We start from the raw sequence: 26,460 nt of genomic DNA on the forward strand, positions 1-26,460 counted from the left end.
CTACAGTGTCCGTGTCGTTCACACCTTTTATATACGACACGGACACTGTAGGAGTGAGCCTGATCGCGATAGCCGCGACTCGGTTCCGGATCAGGCTGCAAATCCGGGCAGCACCGGCACCGGCCGCTTGTCATCATCAATCGCCACAAAGCTGAACTGCCCGTGGATCGCCTTCTCTCGCCCGTCACAGCTCATGCTCTCGACGAACACCTCTACCTCGACCTTGAGACTGGTGTTGCCGACCTTGATCACTTTCCCGACCAGCTCGACGATGGATCCGGCCGGGATCGCATGATTGAAGTCGATGCGGTCGGTTGAAACAGTCACCAGCGGCAGGCGGCAGAAGCGCGTGGCGGTGATGAATGACACTTCGTCCATCCACGCTAGCGCGGTACCGCCGAACAGGGTGTTGTGGTGGTTGGTGGTTGGCGGAAAGACGGCTTTGGTCACGCGGGTCACCGAGAGTTCGGTGCGGCGTTGGATTTCCTGGTCGCGGGTGGTCATGGGTTATTGCTCGTAAATCAGGGGCTCCCGAAAACAGCAAGATCAAAAGATCGCAGCCTTCGGCAGCTCCTACATAGTGGGGGCAGTTTATTGCAGGCAACAAAAAAGCAGCCCGTAGGCTGCTTTTTTCTGCATCGGAAGCTGGACTTAAGCCAGTTTTTCCTTGATGCGAGCTGCTTTACCCGACAGGTCGCGCAGGTAGTACAGCTTGGCTTTACGTACGTCACCGCGACGTTTGACAGCCATGCTGTCGATCTGCGGGGAGTAGGTCTGGAAAGTACGTTCTACGCCAACACCGTTGGAGATTTTACGAACGGTGAACGCACTGTTCACGCCGCGGTTACGCTTGGCGATTACAACGCCTTCGAACGCTTGCAGACGGGAACGATCGCCTTCCTTCACTTTCACCTGAACGACAATGGTGTCGCCTGGGGCAAAGGTAGGGATTTCTTTGGTCATCTGCTCTGCTTCGAGTGCAAGGATGATTTTGTTGGTCATGCTGTGCTCCTAAGGTAAATCAACTGATCTACCATCGATACGTTGTTAACTATCGTCCCGCTCGCGGATGTATTCCTCGAGCAGCTTCTTCTCTTCTCCAGAAAGCGAGCGGCTTTCCAGAAGATCGGCGCGTCGTTCATAGGTCCGACCAAGGGACTGCTGTAAACGCCAACGCCGGATATGCGCGTGATTGCCACTTAGCAACACGTCGGGAACACGCTGATCCGCATACACCTCAGGTCGGGTGTAGTGCGGGCAATCCAGCAGACCATCCGTAAAGGAATCTTCCTCAGCGGAATCCGCATGCCCTAAAGCTCCGGGCAGCAGTCGTGTAACCGCATCGATCATGACCATGGCCGGCAGCTCGCCGCCAGACAGTACATAGTCACCAATCGACCACTCTTCATCGACATGAGCCTCAATAAAGCGCTCGTCAATGCCTTCATAGCGGCCGGCAATCAGGATCAATGCATCCGATTTTGCCAACTCGCGTACCGCCGACTGAGTCAGTTGACGGCCTTGGGGGGACAGGTAAATCACCTTCGCCGCCTCCCCGGCTGCTGCCTTGGCCTGAACCAGAGCATCTTCCAGGGGCTTGATCTTCATCACCATGCCCGGACCACCGCCAAACGGGCGATCGTCCACAGTGTGATGCCGATCCGTCGTGTAATCCCGCGGATTCCAACAGGTCAGCTGCAACAGCCCCTGTTTGACCGCACGACTGGTAATGCCGTACTCACTGATGGCCGAGAACATCTCGGGGAACAACGTTATGACGTCTACGCGCAGGCTGGCCATTGCTTAGAAGTCCGCATCCCATTCCACCCTCATCACGCCTGCTTCCAGGTCGATTGCCAGCACGCATTGCTCTGTGTAGGGCAACAACCGCTCGCGATCATCCAGGCTGCCCGCGCAGGGCTTGACCACCAATACATCGTTCGCGCCGGTCTCCAACAGGTGATCAACCTTGCCGAACAATTGCTCGTCCTGGTTGATGACGCTCAGACCCTGCAACTGGTACCAGTAGTACTCGTCGCCTGTCAGGTTGGGCAAAAGGCTTCGCGAGATGCAAATCTCATAACCGCTCAGAAGCCGGGCTTCATCGCGATCGTCGAGGCCTTTGAGCTTGGCAACCAGATCCTTTTGAGTGGATCGGCCGCTGACCAGCTCGACCTGTTTCACCACGCCTTCGCGCCGAAGCGTCCAGTTGCGGTAGTCCAACAGGTTTTCAATCGGATCGGTAAAGGAAAAGACCTTCACCTCGCCGCGAACGCCGTGAACCGAAAAAATCTTGCCGACAACGATCAGGTCATCAGCTTTTTCTGGCGTCGCGCTCATACTGCTCAGGCTGCAGCCTTGGCAGATTCCTTCAGCAACTGAGCTACACGCTCAGAAGGCTGTGCACCAACGCTCAGCCAGTAGGCTACGCGCTCTTGGTTCACGGACAGACGGATTTCCTGACCACGGGCAACAGGGTTGAAGAAGCCAACCTGTTCTTTGTGGGAGCCGTCACGCGGGTTACGCGAGTCGGTTACGGTCAGGTGGTAAAACGGGCGCTTTTTGGAGCCGCCAAGGGCAAGACGGATTGTTAGCATGTGAACATCGTTCCTGTAGTCGGTGCTGCAAATCTAAATGCACAGCGGGCATGGGTGCCCGAAAGGCCGCATATTCTAAGGAATATCCGGACTTTTGCAAATGACTTTTTCCGGCGCCTATGGCATGCCGTGCGGATTTGCATATAGAGCCGTCGATGAAAACGGCCAGTCAGCTCCCGCCGAGTGCGGGTTTGCTGTTGATCCTGCGTCCTTGCAGGGTCTGCGCCGGTGCGACGACCGGCGAAGTCTTGGTGTCCTGTATCACATTTTTGGCATGCCGCCGCCGGGCAACATACCGCCCATGCCGCGCATCATTTTCGCCATTCCGCCTTTGGCGGTGAATTTCTTCATCATCTTCTGCATTTGCTTGTGCTGCTTGATCAAGCGGCCGATGTCCTGCACCTGGGTGCCGGAACCCATGGCGATCCGGCGCTTGCGCGAACCGCTGATCAGCTCAGGGTCGCGGCGCTCGGCCGGGGTCATGGAGTTGATGATGGCTTCCATCTGTTTGAACTGCTTCTCTGCCGCGTTCTGGGCATTGCCCATTTGCGACAGGTTGACGCCGCCGATGCTCGGCAGCTTGTCCATGAGCCCGCCGAGGCCGCCCATGTTCTTCATCTGTTGCAGCTGATCGCGGAAGTCTTCGAGGTCGAAGCCCTTGCCCTTCTTCAGCTTCTTGGCCAGTTTGTCGGCCTTGTCCTTGTCGAGGGTCGCTTCAGCCTGTTCGATCAGACTGAGCACGTCGCCCATGCCGAGGATCCGCGAAGCGATACGCTCAGGGTGGAACGGATCGAGCGCTTCGCTCTTCTCGCCCATACCGATGAACTTGATCGGCTTGCCGGTGATTGCGCGGACCGAAAGTGCAGCACCGCCACGGGCGTCGCCGTCGACCTTGGTCAGGATCACACCGGTCAGCGGCAGCGCATCACCGAAGGCCTTGGCCGTATTGGCGGCGTCCTGACCGGTCATGGCGTCAACCACAAACAGGGTTTCCACCGGGTTGATCGCGGCGTGCAGCGCCTTGATCTCGCCCATCATCTCTTCGTCGATGTGCAGACGACCGGCGGTGTCGACGATGACCACGTCGATGAATTTCAGTTTTGCTTCTTTAATAGCCGCGTTGGCGATGTCGACCGGCTTCTGGCTCAGATCGGACGGGAAGAACGTCACGCCGATGTCGTTGGCCAGGGTTTCCAGCTGTTTGATAGCAGCCGGACGGTAGATGTCCGCCGACACGACCATCACCGACTTCTTCTTGCGCTCTTTAAGGAAGCGCGCGAGTTTGCCGGCGGTGGTGGTTTTACCGGCACCCTGCAGACCGGCCATCAGAATGACAGCGGGCGGCACGGCGCTCAGGTTCAAGTCTTCGTTGGCCGCGCCCATCAGGCTTTCGAGTTCGGCCTGGACGATCTTCACGAACGCCTGGCCCGGCGTCAGGCTGCGCGACACCTCGGTGCCGACAGCGCGCTCCTTGACCGAATTGACGAAGTCCTTGACCACCGGCAGGGCGACGTCGGCTTCGAGCAACGCCATGCGCACTTCGCGCAGGGTGTCTTTGATATTGTCTTCAGTCAGCTTCGCCTTGCCGGTGACATGGCGCAGCGTCTGCGAGAGACGGTCGGTTAAGTTTTCAAACATTGCGCGATCCTTTCAGGCCCTGTGTAGACCGGGATAATGGCGGCCCAGACCGGATTCAACATGTGCTCGGCGAGCCTGCGGCGTGGGCAGGTCGCGGATTATAGCGAAGACTGCGTCGGGCGGACACCTCGCACTTTCGTGGTGTGGCGGTTCTATGCCAAACTCAGCGCCTTTCGGGCCTGCCTAACAGGATTTATGCTCCCCTTGTCACCCAGTTTGCTGACTACCATCGCCGCCGCTCTTCTTTATGCCGCTGCGACCCTTTATCAGGGCACCCGCCTGGCCTCCGGCGCCAAGGCGAACAAGCGCCTGCTGGTTACGCTCGGCATCCTCGCCGTGCTCGCTCACAGCGCCAGCCTGCTCACTCACCTGCTGACGCCGATCGGCCTGGGCCTGGATTTCTTCAGCGCCGCCAGCCTGATCGCCGCGGCCGTCATCGCCCTGACGCTGCTGGCCTGCTCGCGGATCCCGGTGGAAAACCTCCTGGTGCTGCTGTTCCCGCTCGGCGCGGCGACGGTGCTGCTGGCGCAGTTCGCCCCGGCCGGCACGGTGCAGATCATCGACGAAGAGCCGGGCATCCTCGCCCACATTCTGCTGTCGATCCTCGCCTACGGCATGTTCACCATCGCGGTATTCCAGGCCTTGTTGCTGCTGGTGCAGGATCACCAGCTCAAGCACAAGCACCCGTCGGGCCTGATCAAGAACTTCCCGCCGCTGCAAACCATGGAAAGCCTGTTGTTCGGCTTCCTCTGGGCTGGCTGGACGCTGCTGTCGCTGTCGCTGATCTCCGGCTGGCTGTTCGTCGAGAACCTGTTCGCCCAGCATCTGGTGCACAAGACCTTGCTGGCGTGCCTGGCCTGGATCGTGTTCAGCGTGCTGCTGTGGGGCCGCAATCGCCTCGGCTGGCGCGGCCACAAGGCAATTCGCTGGACCCTCGCCGGTTTCTGCCTGCTGATGTTGGCGTATTTCGGCAGCAAACTGGTTCGTGAATACATCCTGCACATCTGACGGGCGGCATAAATGGACGGTTTGCCCTTAGGGCCGATGCTCGCGGTATTTGTCCTGCTGATTTTATGGTCGGGGCTGTTTACCGCCGTCGAAATCGCGCAGCAACACTTGCTCGCGCAACGCACCGCCTCGCGCGCCAGCGATAAACCGCTGGCGAAGCTGAGCTTCCCGCTCGACAGCCTGATCCTGTGCAACACCCTGTGCCGCGCCCTCGCGGTGGTCATTGCCACATTGCTGGCAATCTTTCTTTGCGAAGAGAACGGCCCGTGGGCCGCCTGCCTCGTCGCCGGTGCCGTATTGCTGGTGTTTGCCGATTACTTTCCGCGCACCGTGGCCCAGCGCTACCCGGATGCGGTGCTGTCGTTTGGTAATAACCTGCTGGCCGTACCGCTGAAAATCCTTTACCCGCTGGCCTGGCCGCTGAGCCGCATCAGCGGTTTGCTGCTGCGTCCCTTCGCGCGCAAACCCCAGGTGGTGCAGAAAAGTGAAGACGAAGAAACTGCCGACCCTGACGACGACCCGGAACATCCGTCTCACACCCACCCGGTTTCCGGGATCCACGCGCTCGACAACATCACGGTCAACGACATTCTGGTACCACGCAGCGATGTCGACGGCATCAACCTCGACGACTCGATCGAAGCGATCATCGAACAACTGCGCCAGAACAAACGCACACGCCTGCCCGTGTTCCACAGCGACATCAACCAGGTCGAAGCGGTGCTCAACACCCGGCAGATCCGCCATCTGCTCAACGATGGCCATCTGACCCGCGAAGCGCTGCTGGCCGCCAGCTACGAACCGTACTTCGTCCCGGAAAGCACGCCGCTGCAACTGCAACTGCTGAACTTCCACAAGCAGCAGCGTCGCCTGGGCATGGTGGTGGACGAGTACGGCGAAGTGCTGGGCATCGTTACCCTGGAAGATATTCTCGAAGAAATCGTCGGCGAATTCGAAAGCGAGCACAGCCTCGACAACCCGCACATCCATCCGCAACCTGACGGGCGCATGGTGATCGATGGCACCGCGTCGATCCGCGAGTTGAACAAATGCCTGGGCTGGCACTTGCCGAGCGACGGTCCGAAAACCCTCAACGGTCTGGTGACCGAGGCGCTGGAGACCATTCCGGACAGCGCGGTGTGCTTGAAGATCGGGCGTTATCGGTTGGAGATTCTCGAGACCGAGGACAACCGGGTGAGCAAGGTGTTGATCTGGCATACGAGCTCGGTGCCTGCCAAGGTCTAAGAGCTGTTGTGGCGAGGGAGCTTGCTCCCGCTGGGTTGCGAAGCAGCCCTGGCTCTTGATTTACCCACCGACTCATGCGGCCGCTTCGCGCCCGAGCGGTAGCAAGCTCCCTCGCCACAGAAAGCCCGACAGCAGCGATCTTTGCTCTTGTTCATTCGTTAGCCCCCTTCCTATAATCGATTCGGCTTACCCAAGCCCCGCCAAGCCGCGTGCTTATCCCGCACTAGACCGGTTTCGGCCATTTCCGCTACACCCCGGCGACTGTTCCTACCTGAAACAGCGACCGCGCCTCATCCCACATCCCTGGGTGTTCGACCATAATAATTCGCTCCAACGGAGCCATGACTGTCAGGGATCACCGCATGACAACCAGTACCGCTTACAGCGCCACCGCGCCTGCCCAGCCGACCAACTCCGCCACCCGCGTGGCGACGGCGAGTTTCATCGGCACCGCCATCGAGTTTTACGACTTCTATGTCTACGCCACAGCCGCCGCGCTGGTGATCGGGCCGGTATTCTTTCCGCAGACCTCCGGCACGGCGCAGATGCTCTCGGCGTTTCTCACCTTCGGCATCGCCTTCCTCGCCCGACCGCTGGGCTCGGCATTGTTCGGCCACTTCGGCGACCGCATCGGACGCAAGTCGACGCTGGTGGCCTCGCTGCTGCTGATGGGCGTGTGCACCACGTTGATTGGTGTGCTGCCGGGTTACGACAGCATCGGCGCCTGGGCCCCGATCCTGCTGTGCGTGTTGCGTTTTGGCCAGGGGTTGGGGCTAGGCGGTGAATGGGGTGGCGCGGCGTTGCTGGCCACGGAGAATGCGCCCAAGGGCAAACGGGCGTGGTTCGGCATGTTCCCGCAGCTTGGGCCGTCGATCGGCTTTCTCGCGGCCAATGGCCTGTTCCTGACCCTGGCCATGACCCTCGATGACGAGCAGTTCCGCAGCTGGGGCTGGCGAATTCCGTTTCTGCTCAGCGCGGCACTGGTGATGGTCGGCCTGTATGTGCGCTTGAAACTCCACGAAACGCCGGTATTCGCCAACGCCATTGCCCGTCAGGAGCGGGTAAAAGTGCCGCTGGTCGAGCTGTTCAGCCAATACTGGGCGCCCACCCTGCTCGGCGCGGCGGCGATGGTGGTGTGCTATGCGCTGTTTTACATCTCGACGGTGTTTTCCCTGAGCTACGGCGTGTCCACCCTCGGCTACAGCCGTGAGACGTTCCTTGGACTGCTGTGTTTTGCCGTGCTGTTCATGGCCGCGGCAACACCGTTGTCCGCCTGGGCGAGTGACCGTTACGGGCGCAAACCGGTGCTGATCGTCGGCGGTGTGCTGGCGATTCTGTCCGGGTTCCTGATGGAGCCGTTGCTGACGCAGGGCTCGACCTGGGGCGTGGCGCTGTTCCTGTGCATCGAGCTGTTCCTGATGGGCGTGACGTTTGCCCCGATGGGCGCGCTGCTACCGGAGCTGTTTCCGACGCACGTGCGCTACACCGGCGCATCGGCGGCCTACAACCTCGGCGGCATCGTCGGCGCCTCGGCGGCTCCGTTCTTTGCGCAGAAACTGGTGGCGATGGGTGGTTTGAGTTATGTCGGCGGGTATGTGTCGGCGGCAGCGGTGCTCAGCCTGATTGCTGTGCTGTGCCTGAAGGAAACGCGCAATAACGATCTGAATCAGGTGGCCTGATAGAAGATCAAAAGCTTCGCGAGCAGGCTCGCTCCTACAGGGGAACGCATTCCAATTGTAGGAGTGAGCCTGCTCGCGATAGGGGCGCCTCGGTTTACAGTTCTACAACGACAGCCTGGGCAGCCCGGGTCGCTTTCGCACGAGCCGCCTCAATCGACTCATCCCGCGCCAATGCCACGCCCATGCGGCGCTGACCGTTGACTTCAGGCTTGCCGAACAGACGCAACGCCGTATCCGGCTCGCTCAGCGCTGCGCCAAGGTTGGCAAACGCGGTCTGGGTCGACTGCCCTTCCACCAGAATCACCGCCGAAGCGGATGGGCCGAACTGACGGATCAGCGGCACCGGCAGACCGAGAATGGCGCGGGCGTGCAGGGCGAACTGCGACAGATCCTGAGAAATCAGGGTCACCAGACCGGTGTCATGCGGGCGTGGCGAAACTTCGCTGAACCACACCTGATCACCCTTGATGAACAGCTCGACGCCGAACAGCCCGCGACCACCCAGGGCCTCGGTCACGGCTTTGGCCACGCGCTCGGACTCAGCCAGGGCAATCGGGCTCATGGCCTGCGGCTGCCAGGATTCCTGATAGTCGCCCTTCTCCTGACGGTGACCAACCGGTGCGCAGAACGTGGTGCCGCCGATGTGGCGCACGGTCAGCAGGGTGATTTCGTAGTCGAAATCGATGAAGCCTTCGATGATCACCCGACCTTTGCCGGCGCGACCGCCCTCTTGCGCGTAATCCCAGGCTTTCTGCACGTCATCGGCGCTGCGTAGCAGGCTCTGGCCTTTGCCCGACGAGCTCATGACTGGTTTGACCACGCACGGGAAGCCCAGATCCTGCACGGCTTTGCTGTAGTCCTCGAAGGTGTCGGCAAAGTGGTACGGCGACGTTGGCAGGTCCAGCTCTTCAGCGGCCAGACGGCGGATGCCTTCGCGGTTCATGGTCAGTTGCGCGGCGCGGGCCGTCGGGATCACGGTGAAGCCTTCGGCTTCCAGCTCGACCAGCGTGGCGGTGGCGATGGCTTCGATTTCCGGCACGATGAAGTGCGGCTTCTCGGCTTCGATCACTGCACGCAGGGCGGCGCCGTCGAGCATGTTGATCACGTGGCTGCGGTGCGCAACCTGCATGGCCGGCGCGTTGGCGTAACGGTCGACGGCAATCACTTCAACGCCCAGGCGTTGCAGCTCGATCACCACTTCCTTGCCCAACTCACCACAGCCACACAGCAATACGCGGGTCGCGGTCGGCGACAATGGAGTTCCGATACGGGTCATCTCAGGTCCTCAAAGAAGCGGATCATCGAGGAAAGCAACGCCAGACGCGCTTTCCATGGGGAGAAAGCGCGGCATTTTACATGAACCGCAGGGTTTGGCTCAGCTGGCGACAGCCTGTTTGCGCTCGCGCCAGGCCATGATCAGCCAAACGGCAGTGACGCCGGCAAACTTCGAGACCAGTGCGGTGATGATCACCGGTGGCGTCATCAGGTCGATCATGCCGAAAAAGATGAAGGTATCGAGCGGAATGCTCAGCGCCGAGCTGATCCACAGGCGGTCGCGCAACGGCCGTTTGGTGACGCTGAACACCAGCCAGTCAATACATTCGGAGATCGCGAACGCCGTGGCGCTGGCCAGGGCGATGGAAGGATCCGAGGTGACGTAGGACAACACCAGCGCCGCCAGCATCGCCACGATGGCACCGTGACCGAAACGGGTCTGCACCATGTCGCGCAACACGAACACCAACCCGCCCCAGGCCGACCAGATAATGTCCAGGTGTGGCGCGGTGGAGAAAGCGAAGTTGATCAGCACGACGCTGCCGATGTAGGCGATGAGGAAAATCATGGCGGTGACCTGGGAAATTGGCGCACAGGTTACTTCAGCCAAAGCAGAATCAAAAGATCGCAGCCTGCGGCAGCGCCTACACCGATCCCTGTAGGCGCTGCCGCAGGCTGCGATCTTTTGATCTTCGTTACTTGTTTGGCGTCGACCCGATCATCCACACCAACCCACTCGCCTTCGCCCGCTCATGACACAAGCCGAGCACCACCCGCCGCTCGTCATTGGTCATCCGGCCCCAGCGCGTGATCTCCGCGACCGTGCGCTGGCAACCGGTACAAATATCGTCTTCATCCAGTGCGCAGATATTCACGCACGGCGAGGCAACGGGTCTTTCCGGTGTGCTCATTGTTCCTGCTCGACCAGATCACGCGCATAGCGCTGCGAGTTATGCACATAGTGCGCAGCGCTCGCCTCGAGCATCTTCTTCTGCGGCTCGGTCAGTTCACGCACGACCTTGCCCGGCGAACCCATCACCAGCGAGCCATCGGGAATTTCCTTGCCTTCGCCGATCAGCGAATTGGCGCCGATGATGCAGTTCTTGCCGATTTTCGCGCCGTTGAGGATCACCGCGTTGATGCCGATCAGGCTGTAGTCACCCACGGTGCAGCCATGCAGCATGGCGTTGTGACCGATGGTCACCCCGGTGCCGATGGTCAGCGGATAGCCCATGTCGGTGTGCATCACCGTGCCGTCCTGGACGTTGCTGTTCTTGCCGATCAGGATCAGTTCGTTGTCACCGCGCAGCACGGCGTTGAACCAGACGTTGGCGCCCTCTTCGAGTTTGACCTTGCCCACCAGCACGGCATTGGGTGCAACCCAGCTCTGTGGATGGGTGTCGACGCGGGCGTCGCCCAGGCGGTATTTCATCTTGTTTTCCTCAGGGCTCACGAACGGGCCATTCGAGCGATGGCTTCAGGTATTGATATAGCTTTTGGGCGGGTGATGCAGACTGATCTGTTCGTCATAGAGCAGATTGATCAGCTCGACAATCATGATAGCGGTCAAACCCCAGATCTTGAATTCGCCATAACGATAACTCGGCACATACCAGCTGCGGCCCTGGTAATCGATACGGTGCGTGTGTTCGCGCGGGTCTTTGCGGAAGAATTCCAGCGGCACGTTGAATACCGCTGCGATCTCGGCATCGTTGGCCTGGTATTCGACAAAGTCCGGGATCACCCCGACATACGGTGTGACCTTGATGCCATGCAGGGAGATCAGCGGGCTGAGCGGGCCGATGACCTCGACCAGCCCCGGTGGCAGGCCGATTTCTTCTTCGGCTTCGCGCAGGGCGGTGAAAATCAGGTCGGGGTCTTCCGGATCCCGGCGTCCGCCGGGAAAAGCCACTTCGCCGCCATGGGTCGAGAGGCCGCTGGCGCGCAGGGTCAGCACCAGCTCGGGTTCGTCACTGCGGGTGATCGGCACCAGAACAGCGGCCTCGGGGAAACGTTTATCGGTCTCCAGCGTGCGCGGTGTGTGGTTGCTTACCCTATGCAGTAGCTCGTCCAGCATGAGTGTTCTCGATCTGTGCCTTACCCTGCATCATGCACCAATCATTGCAGCCGCCCAAGCCCCTCGCCGGGCCATGTCGCGAAACGACAACTTGCCGACCGGCACCGCTGCACGCCAAGATAGGCGCAGCATTCAGGAACCCCAGCATGAAATTTTGCAGCCAGTGCGGCAACCCGGTGACCCAGCGCATTCCCGAAGGCGACTCGCGGCTGCGATTTGTCTGTGACAGCTGTCAGACCATTCATTATCAAAACCCCAATATCGTTGCCGGTTGCGTCGCGACCTGGGGCAGTAAAGTGCTGCTCTGCCGCCGCGCAATCGAACCACGGCTCGGTTACTGGACACTGCCTGCCGGTTTCATGGAAAACGGCGAAACCATCGAGCAGGCCGCGATCCGCGAAACCGCCGAGGAAGCCTGCGCCCGGGTACGCAACCTGAGCATCTATACGCTGATCGACGTGCCGCATATCAGCCAGGTACACGTGTTCTTTCGCGCCGAACTGGCCGATCTGGACTTTGCCGCCGGGCCCGAGAGCCTCGAAGTGCAACTATTCGACGAAGCCGACATCCCGTGGGACGAGCTGGCTTTCCGCACGGTGGGGCGTACCTTAGAATGCTTCTTCGCGGATCGTCGGGTCGAGGCGTATCCGGTTCGTTCGGAATCGATTCCGCCGTTGGTCCAGCCTGCCATTAGCTGACTCAAAAAATCTAAAGATCAAAAGATCGCAGCCTGCGGCAGCTCCTACACTTAACTTTGCGTCACTCTTGGGGAATCGTTTCAATGCGCTGGTTGCTTGCCCTGTTTTGCCTGTCGTTCGTCACCGTGTCCCAAGCGTCATTCGTGACCACCGTGACGCCATCGAATACGCCGATGATCGAAAAAATACTGGTGCTCAAATCGGCTCATCAACTGCAATTGATCGCCGACGGCAAGCCGATCAAGACCTATCGAATTTCCCTGGGCAAGGGCGCAAAAAAAGGTCCGAAACTGATTGAAGGCGACAAACGCACGCCCGAAGGTTTCTATTGGATCGACTGGCGCAAGGTCAGCGAGAAATTCAATCTGGCGATGCACATCTCTTACCCGAACATCAGCGATTCGGCCCGTGCCCGCCGCGAAGGCGTCGAGCCTGGCGGAATGATCATGATCCACGGCACACCGGATTCGGAAGAAACCCCGGAAGACCTGTTCCACACCCTGGACTGGACCGATGGCTGCATCGCCATGCGCAACATGGACATGCGTGAAGTCTGGGGTCTGGTGCCGGACGGAACGATGATCGAGATTCGCCCTTAATCAGCGACCACCGGTCACCCACAAAAAAATAAATCAAAAGATCGCAGCCTGCGGCAGCTCCTACAGGGTTGATACCACTTCCCACTGCAGGAGCTGCCGCAGGCTGCGATCTTTTGCATTTTACAGCCCACCACTAATACCACTTGAAACCACACCCGCTATAACCCGCCATTTCATTGGGCTACACGCCAATTCACTGCGTTGACATGGTATTCAAGTGGTATTAATTTCCGCCCCACAAGCGAGCCACAACAATCCTATACTCGCGTCGGAAATGACCTACATGAACGACCTCCAGGCCCTACGCCCAGATGACTCCCAGCCGACGCCGCTGTACCTGCAGCTGGCGCGTAATCTGGAATCGGCGATCCATTCCGGGCAGTGGAAGGCCGAGCAGGCGATGCCGTCCGAGCGCAACCTCAGCGAGCAACTGGGTATCTCCCGGGTCACCGCGCGCAAGGCGCTGGAAGTGTTGCTCGATCAAGGTCTGATCCGCCGCCTGCAAGGTTCCGGCACCTTCATCACCCCCCGTCTGGAACAACCGCTGTCACGCCTCTCGGGCTTCAGCGAAATGCTCCGCCTCAAGGGTTTCGTCCCCAGCTCGCAGTGGCTGGAGCGCGAAATCACCCTGCCGACTCACGAAGAACTGATCCGCCTGAGCCTGTCGCCGAACGACAAGGTCGCGCGCATGAAACGCCTGCGCAAGGCCGACGACACCGTGATGGCCATCGAGATGAGCACCCTGCCCGCCTCGATCATGCCCAAGCCGCAATTGGTCGGCGATTCGCTCTACGAATACCTCGATGGCATCGGCAAACCGATCGTCCGCGCCCTGCAGCACATTCAGGCGATCAACGCCTCGGACGAGTTCGCCGCGCTGGTCGGCATCGCCCCCGGCACCGCCATGCTGCTGATGACCCGGGTCGGCTATCTGGAGGACAACACGCCGATCGAAGTCACCGACACCTATTGCCGCAACGACTACTACGACTTTGTTGCAGAGCTTCGTAGATAAAGAGCTGCGCCGCTGAGGCGGCCCAAAGCGAGAACCGACATGTCCGAAGACAACATCCTCACCGCTCACGGCTGGGTTCGCGGCCGGCTGATCCACGAACACGGCAAAGTCGTGTCGATCGAAGGCGTGCCCTGCGATCCGGCCGACAATGACCTGCCGTATCTGCTGCCGGGCTTCATCGACCTGCACGTGCACGGCGGTGGCGGCAAAGACATCATGGAAGGCGCCAGCGCCTTCGAAACCATCACCCGCACCCACGTGCGTTTCGGCACCACCTCGCTGCTGGCCACCACCATGACCGCGCCGAGTGCCGAGATTTCCAGCGTGCTGAAAGAGCTCGGCGAGTTCTGCGAACAGCGTCCGCAAGGTGCCGCCCGCGTCCTCGGTGTGCATCTCGAAGGCCCTTACATCAATCCCGGCAAACTCGGCGCGCAACCGAATTTCGCCCACACAGCGTTGATGGCCGAGGTCGAGGAATACCTGGCGCTGGCGCCGATCCGGGTGATCACCATCGCCCCGGAAATCGCCGGTCACGACGGGTTGATTCGTGAACTGAGCAGCCGCGGCATCCGCATGCAGATCGGCCATACCCTCGGCAGCTATGAGGAAGGCGTCGCCGCCCTGGATGCCGGCGCCACCAGTTTCACCCATTTGTACAACGCCATGAGCCCGCTGCATCACCGTGAGCCGGGGATCGTCGGCGCCGCGCTGGCCCACGCCAAATTCGCCGAACTGATTCCGGACTTGCTGCACGTGCACCCCGGCGCGATCCGCGTGGCCCTGCGTTCGATCCCGTGCCTGTACTGCGTCACCGATTCGACCGCCGCCGCCGGCATGCCCGACGGTGAATACAAGCTCGGCAGCCACACCGTGACCAAATGCCTGGGCGGCGTGCGCCTGCCCGACGGCACGCTGGCCGGCAGCACCCTGACCATGGATCAGGCCCTGCGCAACCTGGTGAAGATCGGATTGCCGATCGCCGAGGCCTCACAGCGTCTGTCGCAATTTCCCGCCGACTACCTCGGCATCACTGAACGCGGGCGCCTGCAACCGGGGGCCTGGGCCGACTGCGTGCGGCTGGATCGCTCACTCACACTGACCGCCGTCATGGTCGAAGGAGAAGACATTGACTTCAAAAATGCTTGAAGAGGCGCTGTCCTCGTTCGAGGCCGTGCAAGCCCAACTGCAGCAGCTCGACCCGCCAATGATCGAGATCGCCGGGCGCCTGCGCCGTCAGCCGCCACAAGTGGCAATGACCGTCGCGCGCGGCAGTTCCGATCACGCGGCGAGCTACTTCGCCTACCTGACCATGCAGCAACTGGGGGTGCCGGTGGCGTCGTTGCCGATGTCGGTGGTGACCATGCAGCAGGCGCCGTTGAAGGTCAGCGGTCAGGTCGCGTTCGCGTTCTCGCAATCGGGCCAGAGCCCGGATCTGGTCAACAGCCTGCGTCTGCTGCGCAAGCGTGGCGCCCTCAGTGTGTCGATGGTCAACGCCGCCGATTCGCCACTGGAAGCGGCCTGCGAATTCAGCCTGCCGTTGCTCGCCGGCACCGAAAGCAGCGTCGCCGCGACCAAGAGTTTCATCGCCACCCTCAGCGCCAGCGCCCGCCTGATCGCGCACTGGAAAGAAGACCGCGAACTGCTGGAAGCGCACAACGCCCTGCCCGAAGGCCTGCGCGAAGCGGCGCAACAGGACTGGAGCGCAGCCATCGACGCCTTGCGCGACTGTGAACGCCTGATGGTGATTGGCCGTGGCGCCGGTTTCGCCATCGCCCAGGAAGCCGCACTGAAGTTCAAGGAAACCTCGGCGATCCAGGCCGAAGCCTTCAGCAGTGCCGAAGTCCGTCACGGCCCGATGGCGCTGATCGACGAGCACTACCCGCTGCTGGTGTTCGCTCCGCGCGGTGCCGAACAGGCGGGTCTGATCAGTCTCGCGGCAGAGATGCGTCAACGCGGTGCCCGCGTGCTGCTGGCCGCGCCGGACGACATCCTCGAACGCGACCTGACCCTGAGCCGCGCCGAGCACCCGGCCCTCGATCCGATCCTGGCGATCCAGAGTTTCTACGTGATGGCCGCCGGCCTGGCCGTGGCCCGCGGCATGGACCCGGATCAGCCGCGCCACCTGAGCAAAGTGACCCGTACACACTGAAACCTGCTGATCGTTGCACAACCCTGTCGGCGGACGCGAAAACCGTTGATTGATGCACAACCCTGTAGGAGCTGCCGCAGGCTGCGATCTTTTGATTTTGACGTTGAAAAAAACAAGATCAACAGATCGCAGCCTGCGGCAGCTCCTACAGGGGAAAGCGAAATTACTGATGAGACCGAGCCATGCACAACAACAATAAAGAGCTGACCCTCAGCGCCCCGCTCAGCGGCCCGGTGCTCACGCTCGCCAAAGTCCCGGACGCGGTGTTCGCCAGCGGCGCGATGGGTGACGGCATTGCCATCGACCCGCTGAATGACACCCTGTATTCGCCCTGCGCCGGGGTGATCATCCACGTCGCCCGCACCGGCCATGCCCTGACCGTGCGCGCCGACAACGGCGCGGAAATCCTCCTGCATCTGGGCCTCGACACCGTTGAACTGAACGGCGAAGGCTTCTTGATGCTGGTCAAGGAAGGCACGCGGGTCAGCAACGGCCAGCCGTTGTTGCGCTACGACCTGGACAAGGTCGGCCAGCAGTGCAAAAGCCTGGTCAGCCTGCTGATCCTGACCAACAGCCAGGATTTCCAGGTGCGCCCGATCACACTCAAAGCGGTGAAGGTCGGCGAGCCGTTGCTGCACATTATTGCCCGCAGCAGCTCTGCGGCGACCGCCGAAGCCGTTGGCGGGCCAGAGGTTCATGGTCAGGTCTTGGTGGCGCATCGCGGCGGCTTGCATGCGCGCCCGGCCGCGCTGATTCGCCAGACCGCGCAAGGCTTCAAGAGCCAGTCGCAGCTGCACTTCGCCGGCAAATCGGCGCCGTGCAACAGCCTGATCGGCCTGATGGGCCTGACAATCGGCGAGCAGGATGAAGTGCAGGTCAGCTGTCAGGGGCCAGACGCCGAAGCTGCGCTGCAAGCATTGCTGAATGCGTTGGCGACCGCCCTGCCCGATGATCATCACGCCGCAGCACCGGTCAGCGCCGCACCGCGCAAGCGCCCGGCCGAAGCTGGCGTGCTGCAGGGTGTGTGCGCCGCGCCGGGACTGGTCGGCGGGCCGCTGTTTCGCCTGAACGCGATCAATCTGCCGGCGGATGCGGGCAAGCATGATCCGCTGGCGCAACAACAGGTGCTTGAGTCGGCGCTGAGTCAGGTTCGCGGCGAAATCAACGATACCCTCGCCCAAGCGAAAAAGCACAAGAGCACCGACGAAGAAGCGATCTTCGCCGCGCATCTGGCACTGCTCGAAGACCCGGCCCTGCTCGACGCCGCGCAGCATGCTATCGACCAAGGCACAGCGGCGACCCACGCGTGGAGCCAATCGATCGATGTGCAGTGCGAGATGCTGCAACACACCGGCAGCGCGCTGCTGACCGAACGCGCCAACGACCTGCGCGACCTCAAGCAACGGGTGCTGCGCGCCCTGCTCGGTGAAGCCTGGCATTACGACGTGCCGGCCGGCGCCATTATCGCTGCGCATGAACTGACGCCGTCGGATCTGCTGCAACTCAGCGCGCAAGGTGTTGCCGGGTTGTGCATGGCCGAGGGCGGCGCGACCTCGCACGTCGCGATTCTGGCGCGCGGCAAAGGTCTGCCTTGCCTGGTCGCACTGGGCGCCGCGTTGCTCGATCAGCCGCAAGGTCAGTCGGTGGTGCTGGATGCCGATGGCGGCCGCCTCGAACTGACGCCGAACGTCGAACGCCTGGCCGAAGTGCAACAGGCGCAAATCGACCGTCAGCAACGCCGCGATGCGCAACAGGCCAAGGCCCACCTGCCCGCCGAAACCCGCAATGGCGTGGCCATCGAAGTGGTCGCCAATGTTGCGTCCAGCCATGAAGCGGCAGACGCCTTTGCCAACGGCGCCGATGGCGTCGGCCTGCTGCGCACCGAGTTTCTGTTCGTCGAGCGACAGACCGCGCCGGACGTCGACGAGCAGCGCGCCGCCTATCAAGCCGTACTCGATGCCATGGGCGAGCACTCGGTGATCATCCGCACCATCGACGTCGGCGGCGACAAGCAACTGGACTACCTGCCGCTGCCCGCTGAAGCCAATCCGGTCTTGGGCTTGCGTGGCATTCGTCTGGCCCAGGCCCGCCCGGAAATCCTCGATCAGCAATTGCGCGCACTGCTGCAAGTCAGCCCGCTGCGCCGTTGCCGGATCCTGTTGCCGATGGTCACCGAAGTCGACGAACTGCTGCACATCCGCCAACGGGTCGATGCGCTGTGCCTGGAACTGAACATCAGCCAGCGCCCGGAAATCGGCGTGATGATCGAAGTCCCCGCCGCTGCGTTGCAGGCCGAGCAACTGGCTGAACACGCCGACTTCCTGTCGGTCGGCACCAACGACCTGTCGCAATACACCTTGGCCATGGACCGCGACCACGCCGGCCTCGCCGCTCGCGTCGATGCCCTGCACCCGGCGCTGCTGCGGCTGATTGCCATGACCTGCGCAGGCGCGGCGGTGCACAAACGCTGGGTCGGCGTCTGCGGCGCTCTCGCCTCCGATCCACTGGCGACACCGGTGCTGATCGGCCTCGGCGTGACCGAACTGTCGGTGAGCCCGGTGCAGATCGGTGAAATCAAGGATCGCGTGCGCCAGTTGCACGAGGCCGAATGCCAACGCCTCAGCCTCGACCTGTTGAAACTGAACAGTGCCACTGCGGTACGTCAGGCCTGCCATCTGCATTGGCCTCTGCACTAACAACAAGCTCTCTATAAAGAGCAGGGAGAACCACCATGTACCAACTCTTCATCGAAGGCCTGCAACGCCTCGGCCGTGCGTTGATGCTGCCGATCGCGATCCTGCCGATCGCCGGCCTGCTGCTGCGTCTGGGTGACACCGACCTGCTGAACATCGCGATCATCCACGATGCCGGGCAAGTGATCTTCGCCAACCTGGCCATGATCTTCGCCATCGGCATCGCCGTCGGATTCGCCAAGGACAACAACGGCACCGCAGGCCTGGCCGGGGTGATCGGTTACCTGGTGATGATCTCCACGCTCAAGGTGCTCGACCCGAGCATCAACATGGGCATGCTCGCCGGGATTGTCAGCGGCCTGATGGCCGGCGCGCTGTACAACCGCTTCAAGGACATCAAGCTGCCGGAGTATCTGGCGTTCTTCGGCGGCCGGCGCTTCGTGCCGATCGTCACCGGGTTCGCCGCAGTCGGTCTGGGCGTGGTGTTCGGCTACATCTGGCCGCCGATTCAGCACGGCATCAACAGCTTCGGCAGCCTGATGATGGAAAGCGGCAGCTTCGGCGCCTTCGTCTTCGGCGTGTTCAACCGCCTGCTGATCGTTACCGGCCTGCACCACATCCTCAACAACATGGCGTGGTTCGTGTTCGGCAACTTCACCGACCCGACCACCGGAGCACTCGTCACCGGCGACCTGTCACGCTATTTCGCCGGCGATCCGAAGGGCGGCCAGTTCATGACCGGCATGTTCCCGATGATGATCTTCGGCCTGCCCGCCGCATGCCTGGCGATGTACCGCAACGCGTTGCCAGAGCGGCGCAAGGTCATGGGCGGGATCTTTCTGTCGATGGCCCTGACGTCTTTTTTGACCGGGGTGACCGAACCGATTGAATTCGCCTTCATGTTCCTCGCCCCGCTGCTGTATCTGTTGCATGCGCTGCTGACCGGGTTGTCGATGGCGATCACCAATGCGCTGAACATTCACTTGGGTTTCACCTTCTCCGGCGGCTTCATCGACATGGTGCTGGGTTGGGGGCGTTCGACCAATGGCTGGCTGGTGATTCCGGTCGGGCTGGCCTATGCCGTGGTGTATTACGCGGTGTTTGATTTCTGTATCCGTCGCTTCAATTTGAAGACGCCGGGGCGGGAGGATGTTGCTGTCAGTGAAAAAGCCGTACTGACTGAAAACGAGCGCGCCAGTGCTTACATCAAGGCACTGGGCGGCGCTGAAAACCTGCTGACGGTTGGCGCTTGCACCACGCGGCTGCGCCTGGAAATGGTCGATCGCAACAAGGCTTCCGACGCTGACTTGAAGGCACTGGGTGCGATGGCCGTGGTACGCCCGGGCAAGGGCGGCAGCTTGCAGGTGGTGGTCGGGCCATTGGCCGACAGCATCGCCGACGAAATCCGCCTCGCCATGCCGGCGCTGGGTCGTGCGTTGGTGGCTCCGCCTGCGGTGGTGGTCGAGGAATCGAAAGCTGCATTGGTCGCAGCACCGGAAGCCCAACAATGGCTGACCGCATTGGGCGGTAGCGAGAATGTGCTGCAGCTGGAATGCATCGCCCTGACGCGCCTTCGTTTACAACTGGCCAATGGAAAAGCGTTGTCCGAGGCTCAGCTGAAAGCGCTGGGTTGCCAGGGTGTCAGCCCGTTGGACGGTGGGGTCTGGCATTTGTTGATTGGTGAGAAAGCGGCGAGTTTGAGTGGGGCGATTGAGGCGTTGGTGAACCGGACGGAGGTCAGCGCCAAGGTCTGAACCGTCCACTGTAGGAGCTGCCGAAGGCTGCGATCTTTTGACTTTGGTTTCTCACCATCAGAAACAAAATCAAAAGATCGCAGCCTTCGGCAGCTCCTACAAAGTATCCAGCCTGGCGGTGGTCAGGCTTGTGGATCGACCCTGTCCAGCGCGCGGTTTACCGCCAGTTCGGCGAGCATGACGATTTGCTGGATCGCCAGTGCGGTGCTGCGTTGCAGGCCGCTGAGTTCGTTGGCGAAGTTGCTGGCCATGGCACTGGCGCAGGCCAACGATTCGTAGGCGTGGGCTAGCAGGGTTTCGGGGTCGATGCTTGGGTTGACCAGGAACATCGTGCCGGGGTGATGCGCCTGAGCGGGTTGCGGGGTGAAGTAGAAATCGACAGCGCGCTTGATGGCTTCGCGGTCTTTCGTCAGGTCTTCAACCCGGATGGCGTCGGCGGGTGGGTCGGGTATCAGTTTGTCCATCGAACAAGTCCTTTTTAAGTGTTGCGGCCACTTGCTCCCGATCTCACTCGGAGAAGAGGTGGCAGCCATGTACGGAGTGAGATTACCGGTAAGGACCCCAAATCCGGCCGGACCGAAGTCCGCCCGTACATAGCCGCCATAAGGAATTGCTGACAGCGAAAGCTGGCCACAATTATGGGGGCACTTGTCTGGGGATCCAAATCGGGTATCTCACCTCCCGGTCGCTGAATTGGCAGCGACAGACAAAGCCTAGAGACCGGACGTCCGAGGGACAACCTGAAAACCTTGTGGGAAGGTTCTTCTGATTCCACACATTTTTAAACACAAAACATCCCACTGTAGGAGCTGCCGAAGGCTGCGATCTTTTGACTTTGGCTTTCCACAATCAAAGGCAAGATCAAAAGATCGCAGCCTTCGGCAGCTCCTACAGGTGAGTACTGCATCAGCTAGAGATTGGTCGGCTGTCAGGCCGCCATCGCTGGCAAGCCAGGCTCCCACAGGGGTTGTGGGCATCTGCAAGAGTCAGGTTGTCTGTCAGATTGCCTTCGCGAGCAGGCTCGCTCCCACAGAAAAGCAAAAGAAAAAACGGCGCTGCCCCGCTTCGCTCCTCACCACTCAACAGGATGAGCGTTAGCTCGGCTGCAGCTCTTGATCTTGATCTTGATCCACGGGCGACATCGGAAGGCTGAGTGCAGGGATTGATCCGGGTGTGGGAGCGCAGCGACCGTTTGGCGAAGCCAAACACAGCGAGAGGAGGTGCAGCGAAGCAAACCGGAGGCGCTGCGCCCGGATCAATCCCGCAGCGAAGGAACCCCGAGCCCCAGCGAGCGGGCCGAACGCAGGAGCAAGCGTTTTTTTGCTTACTTTTTTTAGGCGCTTGTAAAAAAAGTGAGTCGCCGTAAGGGCGAAACCGCCAGCGGCAGCACCCGAAGAATCGGATATTCACACAGTCAGGCAGAGCATGGTCGCCTGTCAGGGCGCCATCGCGAGCAGGCTCACTCCTACAGAAAAGCAAATCGCAGGCAACAAAAAACCCGCAGACAATCACTCATCTGCGGGTTTCTCGTTCCAGCGGCAGAAAGATCAGAAATCCTCCAACCGCCACACCTCATAAGCCGGCGTCTCGTAAGGGTGGCTCAACTTGAGAGCAGCCACCACATCACGAATCAACGCGTCACAAACGACAAGCTCAACCTTCCATTCCTCAACCCGCTCAACCTGCCCCGCCTCACCAATAAACGGCTGACTGCCGTCCAGAGGTCGAAACTGACCCAAGCCAAGCACCTGCCACGCACAGTGGTCATAGTCCCCGATCCGCCCACCACCGGCAGCGAATACAGCGTCCTTGACCACCTCGACATGACTGTCAGGAACAAAAAACCCAAGCTTGTACACAGGCCTTAGTTCACCCAGACGCGCGCGTTACGGAACATGCGCATCCAAGGTGCATCCTCGGTCCAGTCTTCCGAACGCCACGAGTTCTGCACCGCGCGGAACACTCGCTCCGGGTGCGGCATCATGATCGTCACGCGACCGTCGCGACTGGTGAGACCGGTGATCCCGCGCGGCGAACCGTTCGGGTTGGCCGGGTAGGCTTCGGTGACCTTGCCGTGGTTGTCGACGAAACGCATCGCCACGCAACCCGACAGATCGGCTTCCAGCAGGGCTTCTTCGCTGGAGAACTCGGCATGACCTTCACCGTGAGCGATGGCGATCGGCATACGCGAACCGGCCATGCCCTGCAGGAAGATCGAGTTCGATTCCTGGATCTGCACCATTGCCACGCGCGCTTCGAACTGCTCGGAGCGGTTGCGTACGAAGTGCGGCCAGAACTCGCTGCCCGGGATCAGCTCGTGCAGGTTGGACATCATCTGGCAACCGTTGCACACGCCGAGGGTGAAGCTGTCGTTACGCTCGAAGAAACCCTGGAACGCATCGCGGGCGCGACTGTTGAAGAGCGCCGACTTGGCCCAGCCCTCACCGGCACCGAGGACGTCGCCGTAGGAGAAACCACCGCAGGCCACCAGGCCTTTGAACTCGTTCAGGTCGACGCGGCCGGCGAGAATGTCGCTCATGTGCACGTCGATCGCGTTGAAACCGGCGCGGTCGAAGGCGGCGGCCATTTCCACCTGACCGTTGACGCCCTGCTCACGCAGCACGGCAACCTGTGGGCGAATGCCTTTCTTGATGTAAGGCGCCGCGATGTTCTGGTTGACGTCGTAGCTCAGCTTGACGCTCAGGCCCGGGTTGTCTTCTTCCAGCAGCGCGTCGAACTCTTGCTCGGCACAGTCGGCGTTGTCACGCAGACGCTGGATCTGGTAGCTGGTCTCGGCCCACTGACGTTGCAGCAGGCGACGCTGGCCTTCGAACACAGTGTCACCGTTGAAGGTGATGTTGATCTGACCGTTGTTGATCGGCTGACCGATCACCGACACGCAGTCACCCAGACCGGCCGCGCTGAATTGCGCGAGGATGTCCGGGGTGGCGTCCTGACGAACCTGAATCACTGCACCGAGTTCTTCGTTGAACAGGATCGCGGCGATTTCTGCCGAGTTTTCGGCAACGCTGTCCAGGTTCAGGCTCAGACCGCAGTGGCCGGCGAAGGCCATTTCAACCACGGAGGTCAGCAGACCACCGTCGGAACGGTCGTGGTAAGCCAACAGGTGACCGTCGGCGTTGAGGCCCTGGATCACGGCGAAGAAGGCTTTGAGGTCTTCGGCATCGTCGACGTCCGGAGCCTGCTTGCCGAGCTTGCCGTGAACCTGGGCAAGGATCGAGGCGCCCATGCGGTTCTGACCGCGACCGAGGTCGATCAGGATCAGGTCGGTGGTGCCCTTGTCCATGCGCAGTTCCGGGGTCAGGGTCTGACGGATGTCAGCCACTGGGGCGAAACCGGTCACGATCAGCGACATCGGCGAGGTCACGGTTTTTTCTTCGCCGTTGTCGTTCCAGCGGGTGGCCATGGACATCGAGTCCTTGCCGACCGGAATGGTGATGCCCAGCTCAGGGCACAGTTCCATGCCGACCGCTTTCACGGTGTCGTACAGACGCGCGTCTTCGCCCGGGTGGCCGGCAGCGGACATCCAGTTCGCCGACAGTTTGATGTCGGAGATCTTGTTGATGCGCGAAGCGGCAATGTTGGTCAGGGTTTCGCCGATGGCCATGCGGCCCGACGCCGGAGCGTCCAGCAGCGCCAGCGGAGTCCGCTCGCCCATGGCCATCGCTTCACCGGTGTAGACGTCGAAACTGGTGGCGGTGACGGCGACGTCGGCCACCGGAACCTGCCATGGGCCAACCATCTGGTCACGGGCCACAAGGCCGGTGATGGTGCGGTCACCAATGGTGATCAGGAAGCTTTTGCTCGCCACGGCCGGGTGATGCAGGACGCGCTCGATGGATTCACTGATGTCGAGGTTCGACGGATCGAAATCGTCGCCCAGCTCGGCTTCGCGAACCACCGAACGGTGCATGCGCGGCGCCTTGCCCAGCAACACTTCCAGTGGCATGTCCACCGGGTTGTTGCCGAAGTGGCTGTCGGTCACGGTCAGTTGCGGCTCAGCGGTGGCTTCACCGACCACGGCGAACGGGCAACGCTCACGTTCGCAGATCGCCTTGAAGCGCTCGAAATCGGCCGGGCCGACCGCCAGAACGTAACGTTCCTGGGATTCGTTGGACCAGATTTCGTGCGGGGCCATGCCCGGCTCGTCGTTGGGAATGTTGCGCAGTTCGAAACGGCCACCGCGGTCGCCGTCGTTGACCAGTTCCGGGAAGGCGTTGGACAGACCGCCCGCACCCACGTCGTGGATGAAGCTGATCGGGTTCTTGTCGCCCAGCTGCCAGCAACGGTCGATGACTTCCTGGCAGCGACGCTCCATTTCAGGGTTTTCACGCTGAACGGAAGCGAAATCCAGGTCCGCCGAGCTGGTGCCGGTGGCCATCGAGGAAGCGGCGCCGCCGCCCAGACCGATCAGCATTGCCGGGCCGCCGAGCACGATCAGCTTGGAGCCGACCAGGATCTCGCCTTTCTTGACGTGCTCTTCACGGATGTTGCCCATGCCGCCCGCGAGCATGATCGGCTTGTGGTAACCACGAACTTCATCACCGTGCGGAGTAGTGATCGACTGTTCGAAGGTACGGAAGTAGCCGGTCAGGGCCGGACGACCGAATTCGTTGTTGAACGCGGCGCCGCCCAGCGGGCCTTCGATCATGATGTCCAGCGCGGTAACGATACGCTCAGGCTTGCCGTACGGCACTTCCCACGGCTGTTCGAAGCCCGGGATCTGCAGGTTGGACACGGTGAAACCGGTCAGGCCGGCCTTTGGCTTGGCGCCACGACCGGTTGCACCTTCGTCGCGGATCTCGCCACCGGAACCGGTGGACGCGCCCGGGAACGGGGCGATCGCGGTCGGGTGGTTGTGGGTTTCGACTTTCATCAGGATGTGCACCGGCTCCTGCACCGCGCCGTACTGGCGGGTTTCCGGATCCGGGAAGAAGCGGCCGGCGACGTTGCCGACGATCACCGAGGCGTTGTCCTTATAAGCGGACAGCACGCCTTCGTTGTGCATCTGATAGGTGTTCTTGATCATGCCGAACAGGCTTTTTTCCTGGCTCTCGCCATCAATATCCCAACTGGCGTTGAAGATCTTGTGGCGGCAGTGCTCGGAGTTGGCCTGGGCGAACATCATCAGTTCGATGTCGTGCGGGTTGCGCTTGAGACCGTTGAAGGCGTTGACCAGGTAATCGATCTCGTCTTCGGCCAGGGCCAGGCCCAGTTCGGTGTTGGCTTTTTCCAGCGCGGCGCGGCCGCCACCGAGGATGTCGATCGCGGTCAGCGGCTTCGGCTCGGCGTGGCTGAACAGACCGGCGGCCTGCTCCAGATTGCCCAGAACGATCTGGGTCATGCGGTCATGCAGCACGTCGGCGATTTGCTGGGCTTCGGCGTCGCTGAACTGGCCGGCCACGTAGAACGCGATGCCGCGCTCCAGGCGCTGGATCTTGCTCAGGCCGCAGTTGCGGGCGATGTCGCTGGCCTTGCTCGACCATGGCGAGATGGTGCCGAAACGCGGCAACACCAGAAACAGACGGCCGGTCGGCTCTTGTACCGGAACGCTTGGGCCGTACTTCAGAAGGCGCGCAAGCACCTGCTGTTCGTCGCCGGTCAGGACGCCGGTGACTTCGGCGAAGTGAGCGAATTCAGCATACAGGCCACTGACAGCTGGAACCTTCTGGCTCAGTTGCTCAAGGAGTTTGCTGTGGCGAAAGGCAGAAAGGGCAGGAGCGCCGCGCAGGATCAACATCTTCGGGACAGCCTCGGGAAGGGGTGTGCTTTGAGGCCGTGCATTCTAGCCTAAACCGCCCTCAACATCACCCGAAACGCTACGCACGGTTGCACTCGGATATCAATCTGTGTTTCTGCCTTTGAAGTCAAATTCCGAGGGTGCGCGAGCAGCGCTTATTTTTTCTGTCACAAAATGCCTTTCAGCCCCATTCCTGCGGGGTTTCGTGCGGTTTTGTGATCTCTAGCAGACAAGCCGCTCACTGTCGAGATATGGCGCCCGCAGCCGTTTGC

At 61.1% G+C, this 26,460-nt stretch carries 24 protein-coding genes; 10 read left to right on the forward strand and 14 right to left on the reverse strand.

Annotated features, from left to right (window positions below):
- Positions 1-90: 90 nt before the first annotated feature.
- The 6 genes from BW33_RS22975 to ffh all read right to left on the reverse strand — a co-directional run bounded on the left by BW33_RS22975 (position 91) and on the right by ffh (position 4,235).
- Positions 91-504 (reverse strand): acyl-CoA thioesterase, encoded by a 414-nt coding sequence (locus BW33_RS22975; RefSeq protein WP_007908981.1) that lies wholly within the window; start codon positions 502-504, stop codon positions 91-93.
- Between the two features lie 147 nt (positions 505-651).
- Positions 652-1,002 (reverse strand): 50S ribosomal protein L19, encoded by a 351-nt coding sequence (gene rplS, locus BW33_RS22980; RefSeq protein ID WP_003175895.1) that lies wholly within the window; start codon positions 1,000-1,002, stop codon positions 652-654.
- Positions 1,003-1,047: 45 nt separating this feature from the next.
- Positions 1,048-1,800, reverse strand: a complete 753-nt coding sequence (gene trmD / locus BW33_RS22985; protein ID WP_003221981.1) for a tRNA (guanosine(37)-N1)-methyltransferase TrmD — start codon at positions 1,798-1,800, stop codon at positions 1,048-1,050.
- A gap of 3 nt (positions 1,801-1,803) precedes the next feature.
- A complete protein-coding gene (gene rimM / locus BW33_RS22990; RefSeq protein ID WP_047601381.1) occupies positions 1,804-2,340 on the reverse strand; it encodes a ribosome maturation factor RimM in 537 nt (178 codons plus the stop codon).
- 5 nt (positions 2,341-2,345) lie between these two features.
- Positions 2,346-2,597 (reverse strand): 30S ribosomal protein S16, encoded by a 252-nt coding sequence (rpsP, locus tag BW33_RS22995; RefSeq protein WP_003185073.1) that lies wholly within the window; start codon positions 2,595-2,597, stop codon positions 2,346-2,348.
- A gap of 261 nt (positions 2,598-2,858) precedes the next feature.
- Complete coding sequence (gene ffh / locus BW33_RS23000) at positions 2,859-4,235, reverse strand: signal recognition particle protein (RefSeq protein ID WP_007967791.1); 1,377 nt, start codon at positions 4,233-4,235, stop codon at positions 2,859-2,861.
- Positions 4,236-4,430: 195 nt separating this feature from the next.
- Between ffh and BW33_RS23005 the strand changes: the two genes are divergently transcribed.
- The 3 genes from BW33_RS23005 to BW33_RS23015 all read left to right on the forward strand — a co-directional run bounded on the left by BW33_RS23005 (position 4,431) and on the right by BW33_RS23015 (position 8,167).
- A complete protein-coding gene (locus tag BW33_RS23005; protein ID WP_027610969.1) occupies positions 4,431-5,243 on the forward strand; it encodes a cytochrome C assembly family protein in 813 nt (270 codons plus the stop codon).
- Between the two features lie 12 nt (positions 5,244-5,255).
- A complete protein-coding gene (locus BW33_RS23010; RefSeq protein ID WP_047601382.1) occupies positions 5,256-6,488 on the forward strand; it encodes a CNNM domain-containing protein in 1,233 nt (410 codons plus the stop codon).
- A gap of 362 nt (positions 6,489-6,850) precedes the next feature.
- Positions 6,851-8,167, forward strand: a complete 1,317-nt coding sequence (locus BW33_RS23015; RefSeq protein ID WP_047601383.1) for an MFS transporter — start codon at positions 6,851-6,853, stop codon at positions 8,165-8,167.
- A 94-nt stretch (positions 8,168-8,261) separates the two neighbouring features.
- Here the strand turns inward: BW33_RS23015 and purT are convergent, their stop codons facing one another.
- From purT to BW33_RS23040, 5 genes are all read right to left on the reverse strand, one after another.
- Complete coding sequence (gene purT / locus BW33_RS23020; protein ID WP_003221968.1) at positions 8,262-9,443, reverse strand: formate-dependent phosphoribosylglycinamide formyltransferase; 1,182 nt, start codon at positions 9,441-9,443, stop codon at positions 8,262-8,264.
- Positions 9,444-9,542: 99 nt separating this feature from the next.
- Positions 9,543-10,010: a VUT family protein gene (locus BW33_RS23025; protein WP_047601384.1), complete on the reverse strand. Its 468-nt coding sequence runs from the start codon at positions 10,008-10,010 to the stop codon at positions 9,543-9,545.
- A gap of 127 nt (positions 10,011-10,137) precedes the next feature.
- Positions 10,138-10,353, reverse strand: coding sequence for a DUF1289 domain-containing protein (locus tag BW33_RS23030; RefSeq protein ID WP_047601385.1), 216 nt, complete (start codon positions 10,351-10,353; stop codon positions 10,138-10,140).
- The gene (locus BW33_RS23035) at positions 10,350-10,874 is read right to left on the reverse strand and encodes a gamma carbonic anhydrase family protein (RefSeq protein WP_047601386.1); all 525 of its coding nucleotides are present in this window, start codon (positions 10,872-10,874) and stop codon (positions 10,350-10,352) included. The genes BW33_RS23030 and BW33_RS23035 overlap by 4 nt, the downstream gene beginning before the upstream one ends.
- A gap of 45 nt (positions 10,875-10,919) precedes the next feature.
- Positions 10,920-11,519: a CoA pyrophosphatase gene (locus tag BW33_RS23040; RefSeq protein ID WP_007967803.1), complete on the reverse strand. Its 600-nt coding sequence runs from the start codon at positions 11,517-11,519 to the stop codon at positions 10,920-10,922.
- 146 nt (positions 11,520-11,665) lie between these two features.
- Here BW33_RS23040 and BW33_RS23045 point away from each other — a divergent pair, with 146 nt between their 5' ends.
- The 7 genes from BW33_RS23045 to nagE all read left to right on the forward strand — a co-directional run bounded on the left by BW33_RS23045 (position 11,666) and on the right by nagE (position 20,427).
- Positions 11,666-12,217, forward strand: coding sequence for an NUDIX hydrolase (locus BW33_RS23045; protein ID WP_007967805.1), 552 nt, complete (start codon positions 11,666-11,668; stop codon positions 12,215-12,217).
- An 83-nt stretch (positions 12,218-12,300) separates the two neighbouring features.
- Positions 12,301-12,816 carry a L,D-transpeptidase family protein gene (locus tag BW33_RS23050; protein ID WP_027610965.1) on the forward strand — a complete coding sequence of 172 codons (516 nt, stop codon included), beginning with the start codon at positions 12,301-12,303 and terminating at the stop codon, positions 12,814-12,816.
- 283 nt (positions 12,817-13,099) lie between these two features.
- Positions 13,100-13,831, forward strand: coding sequence for a GntR family transcriptional regulator (locus BW33_RS23055; RefSeq protein WP_045122308.1), 732 nt, complete (start codon positions 13,100-13,102; stop codon positions 13,829-13,831).
- Positions 13,832-13,870: 39 nt separating this feature from the next.
- The gene (gene nagA / locus BW33_RS23060; protein ID WP_047601387.1) at positions 13,871-14,977 is read left to right on the forward strand and encodes an N-acetylglucosamine-6-phosphate deacetylase; all 1,107 of its coding nucleotides are present in this window, start codon (positions 13,871-13,873) and stop codon (positions 14,975-14,977) included.
- Positions 14,958-15,980 (forward strand): SIS domain-containing protein, encoded by a 1,023-nt coding sequence (locus BW33_RS23065; RefSeq protein WP_152546148.1) that lies wholly within the window; start codon positions 14,958-14,960, stop codon positions 15,978-15,980. The genes nagA and BW33_RS23065 overlap by 20 nt, the downstream gene beginning before the upstream one ends.
- A gap of 182 nt (positions 15,981-16,162) precedes the next feature.
- Positions 16,163-18,676 carry a phosphoenolpyruvate--protein phosphotransferase gene (ptsP, locus tag BW33_RS23070; protein ID WP_047601392.1) on the forward strand — a complete coding sequence of 838 codons (2,514 nt, stop codon included), beginning with the start codon at positions 16,163-16,165 and terminating at the stop codon, positions 18,674-18,676.
- Between the two features lie 35 nt (positions 18,677-18,711).
- Complete coding sequence (nagE, locus tag BW33_RS23075) at positions 18,712-20,427, forward strand: N-acetylglucosamine-specific PTS transporter subunit IIBC (protein ID WP_047601393.1); 1,716 nt, start codon at positions 18,712-18,714, stop codon at positions 20,425-20,427.
- Positions 20,428-20,549: 122 nt separating this feature from the next.
- On the opposite strand, the gene BW33_RS23080 is transcribed toward nagE, so the two are convergent.
- From BW33_RS23080 to purL, 3 genes are all read right to left on the reverse strand, one after another.
- Positions 20,550-20,891, reverse strand: a complete 342-nt coding sequence (locus BW33_RS23080; protein ID WP_047601394.1) for a DUF6124 family protein — start codon at positions 20,889-20,891, stop codon at positions 20,550-20,552.
- Positions 20,892-21,974: 1,083 nt separating this feature from the next.
- Entirely contained in the window at positions 21,975-22,286 is a 312-nt protein-coding gene (locus tag BW33_RS23085; protein WP_047601396.1) for a Nif3-like dinuclear metal center hexameric protein, read from the reverse strand.
- 5 nt (positions 22,287-22,291) lie between these two features.
- The gene (purL, locus tag BW33_RS23090) at positions 22,292-26,188 is read right to left on the reverse strand and encodes a phosphoribosylformylglycinamidine synthase (protein ID WP_047601398.1); all 3,897 of its coding nucleotides are present in this window, start codon (positions 26,186-26,188) and stop codon (positions 22,292-22,294) included.
- Positions 26,189-26,460 lie beyond the last annotated feature (272 nt).

It is taken from the genome of Pseudomonas sp. RIT288, assembly GCF_000631985.1.
GTDB lineage: Bacteria > Pseudomonadota > Gammaproteobacteria > Pseudomonadales > Pseudomonadaceae > Aquipseudomonas.

What these genes read in the sequence shown, in the direction of transcription:
- BW33_RS22975 (WP_007908981.1), bottom strand. Translation starts at nt 504, where the DNA reads ATGACCACCCGCGACCAGGAAATCCAACGCCGCACCGAACTCTCGGTG.
- rplS (WP_003175895.1), bottom strand. Translation starts at nt 1,002, where the DNA reads ATGACCAACAAAATCATCCTTGCACTCGAAGCAGAGCAGATGACCAAA.
- trmD (WP_003221981.1), bottom strand. Translation starts at nt 1,800, where the DNA reads ATGGCCAGCCTGCGCGTAGACGTCATAACGTTGTTCCCCGAGATGTTC.
- rimM (WP_047601381.1), bottom strand. Translation starts at nt 2,340, where the DNA reads ATGAGCGCGACGCCAGAAAAAGCTGATGACCTGATCGTTGTCGGCAAG.
- rpsP (WP_003185073.1), bottom strand. Translation starts at nt 2,597, where the DNA reads ATGCTAACAATCCGTCTTGCCCTTGGCGGCTCCAAAAAGCGCCCGTTT.
- ffh (WP_007967791.1), bottom strand. Translation starts at nt 4,235, where the DNA reads ATGTTTGAAAACTTAACCGACCGTCTCTCGCAGACGCTGCGCCATGTC.
- BW33_RS23005 (WP_027610969.1), top strand. Translation starts at nt 4,431, where the DNA reads ATGCTCCCCTTGTCACCCAGTTTGCTGACTACCATCGCCGCCGCTCTT.
- BW33_RS23010 (WP_047601382.1), top strand. Translation starts at nt 5,256, where the DNA reads ATGGACGGTTTGCCCTTAGGGCCGATGCTCGCGGTATTTGTCCTGCTG.
- BW33_RS23015 (WP_047601383.1), top strand. Translation starts at nt 6,851, where the DNA reads ATGACAACCAGTACCGCTTACAGCGCCACCGCGCCTGCCCAGCCGACC.
- purT (WP_003221968.1), bottom strand. Translation starts at nt 9,443, where the DNA reads ATGACCCGTATCGGAACTCCATTGTCGCCGACCGCGACCCGCGTATTG.
- BW33_RS23025 (WP_047601384.1), bottom strand. Translation starts at nt 10,010, where the DNA reads ATGATTTTCCTCATCGCCTACATCGGCAGCGTCGTGCTGATCAACTTC.
- BW33_RS23030 (WP_047601385.1), bottom strand. Translation starts at nt 10,353, where the DNA reads ATGAGCACACCGGAAAGACCCGTTGCCTCGCCGTGCGTGAATATCTGC.
- BW33_RS23035 (WP_047601386.1), bottom strand. Translation starts at nt 10,874, where the DNA reads ATGAAATACCGCCTGGGCGACGCCCGCGTCGACACCCATCCACAGAGC.
- BW33_RS23040 (WP_007967803.1), bottom strand. Translation starts at nt 11,519, where the DNA reads ATGCTGGACGAGCTACTGCATAGGGTAAGCAACCACACACCGCGCACG.
- BW33_RS23045 (WP_007967805.1), top strand. Translation starts at nt 11,666, where the DNA reads ATGAAATTTTGCAGCCAGTGCGGCAACCCGGTGACCCAGCGCATTCCC.
- BW33_RS23050 (WP_027610965.1), top strand. Translation starts at nt 12,301, where the DNA reads ATGCGCTGGTTGCTTGCCCTGTTTTGCCTGTCGTTCGTCACCGTGTCC.
- BW33_RS23055 (WP_045122308.1), top strand. Translation starts at nt 13,100, where the DNA reads ATGAACGACCTCCAGGCCCTACGCCCAGATGACTCCCAGCCGACGCCG.
- nagA (WP_047601387.1), top strand. Translation starts at nt 13,871, where the DNA reads ATGTCCGAAGACAACATCCTCACCGCTCACGGCTGGGTTCGCGGCCGG.
- ptsP (WP_047601392.1), top strand. Translation starts at nt 16,163, where the DNA reads ATGCACAACAACAATAAAGAGCTGACCCTCAGCGCCCCGCTCAGCGGC.
- nagE (WP_047601393.1), top strand. Translation starts at nt 18,712, where the DNA reads ATGTACCAACTCTTCATCGAAGGCCTGCAACGCCTCGGCCGTGCGTTG.
- BW33_RS23080 (WP_047601394.1), bottom strand. Translation starts at nt 20,891, where the DNA reads ATGGACAAACTGATACCCGACCCACCCGCCGACGCCATCCGGGTTGAA.
- purL (WP_047601398.1), bottom strand. Translation starts at nt 26,188, where the DNA reads ATGTTGATCCTGCGCGGCGCTCCTGCCCTTTCTGCCTTTCGCCACAGC.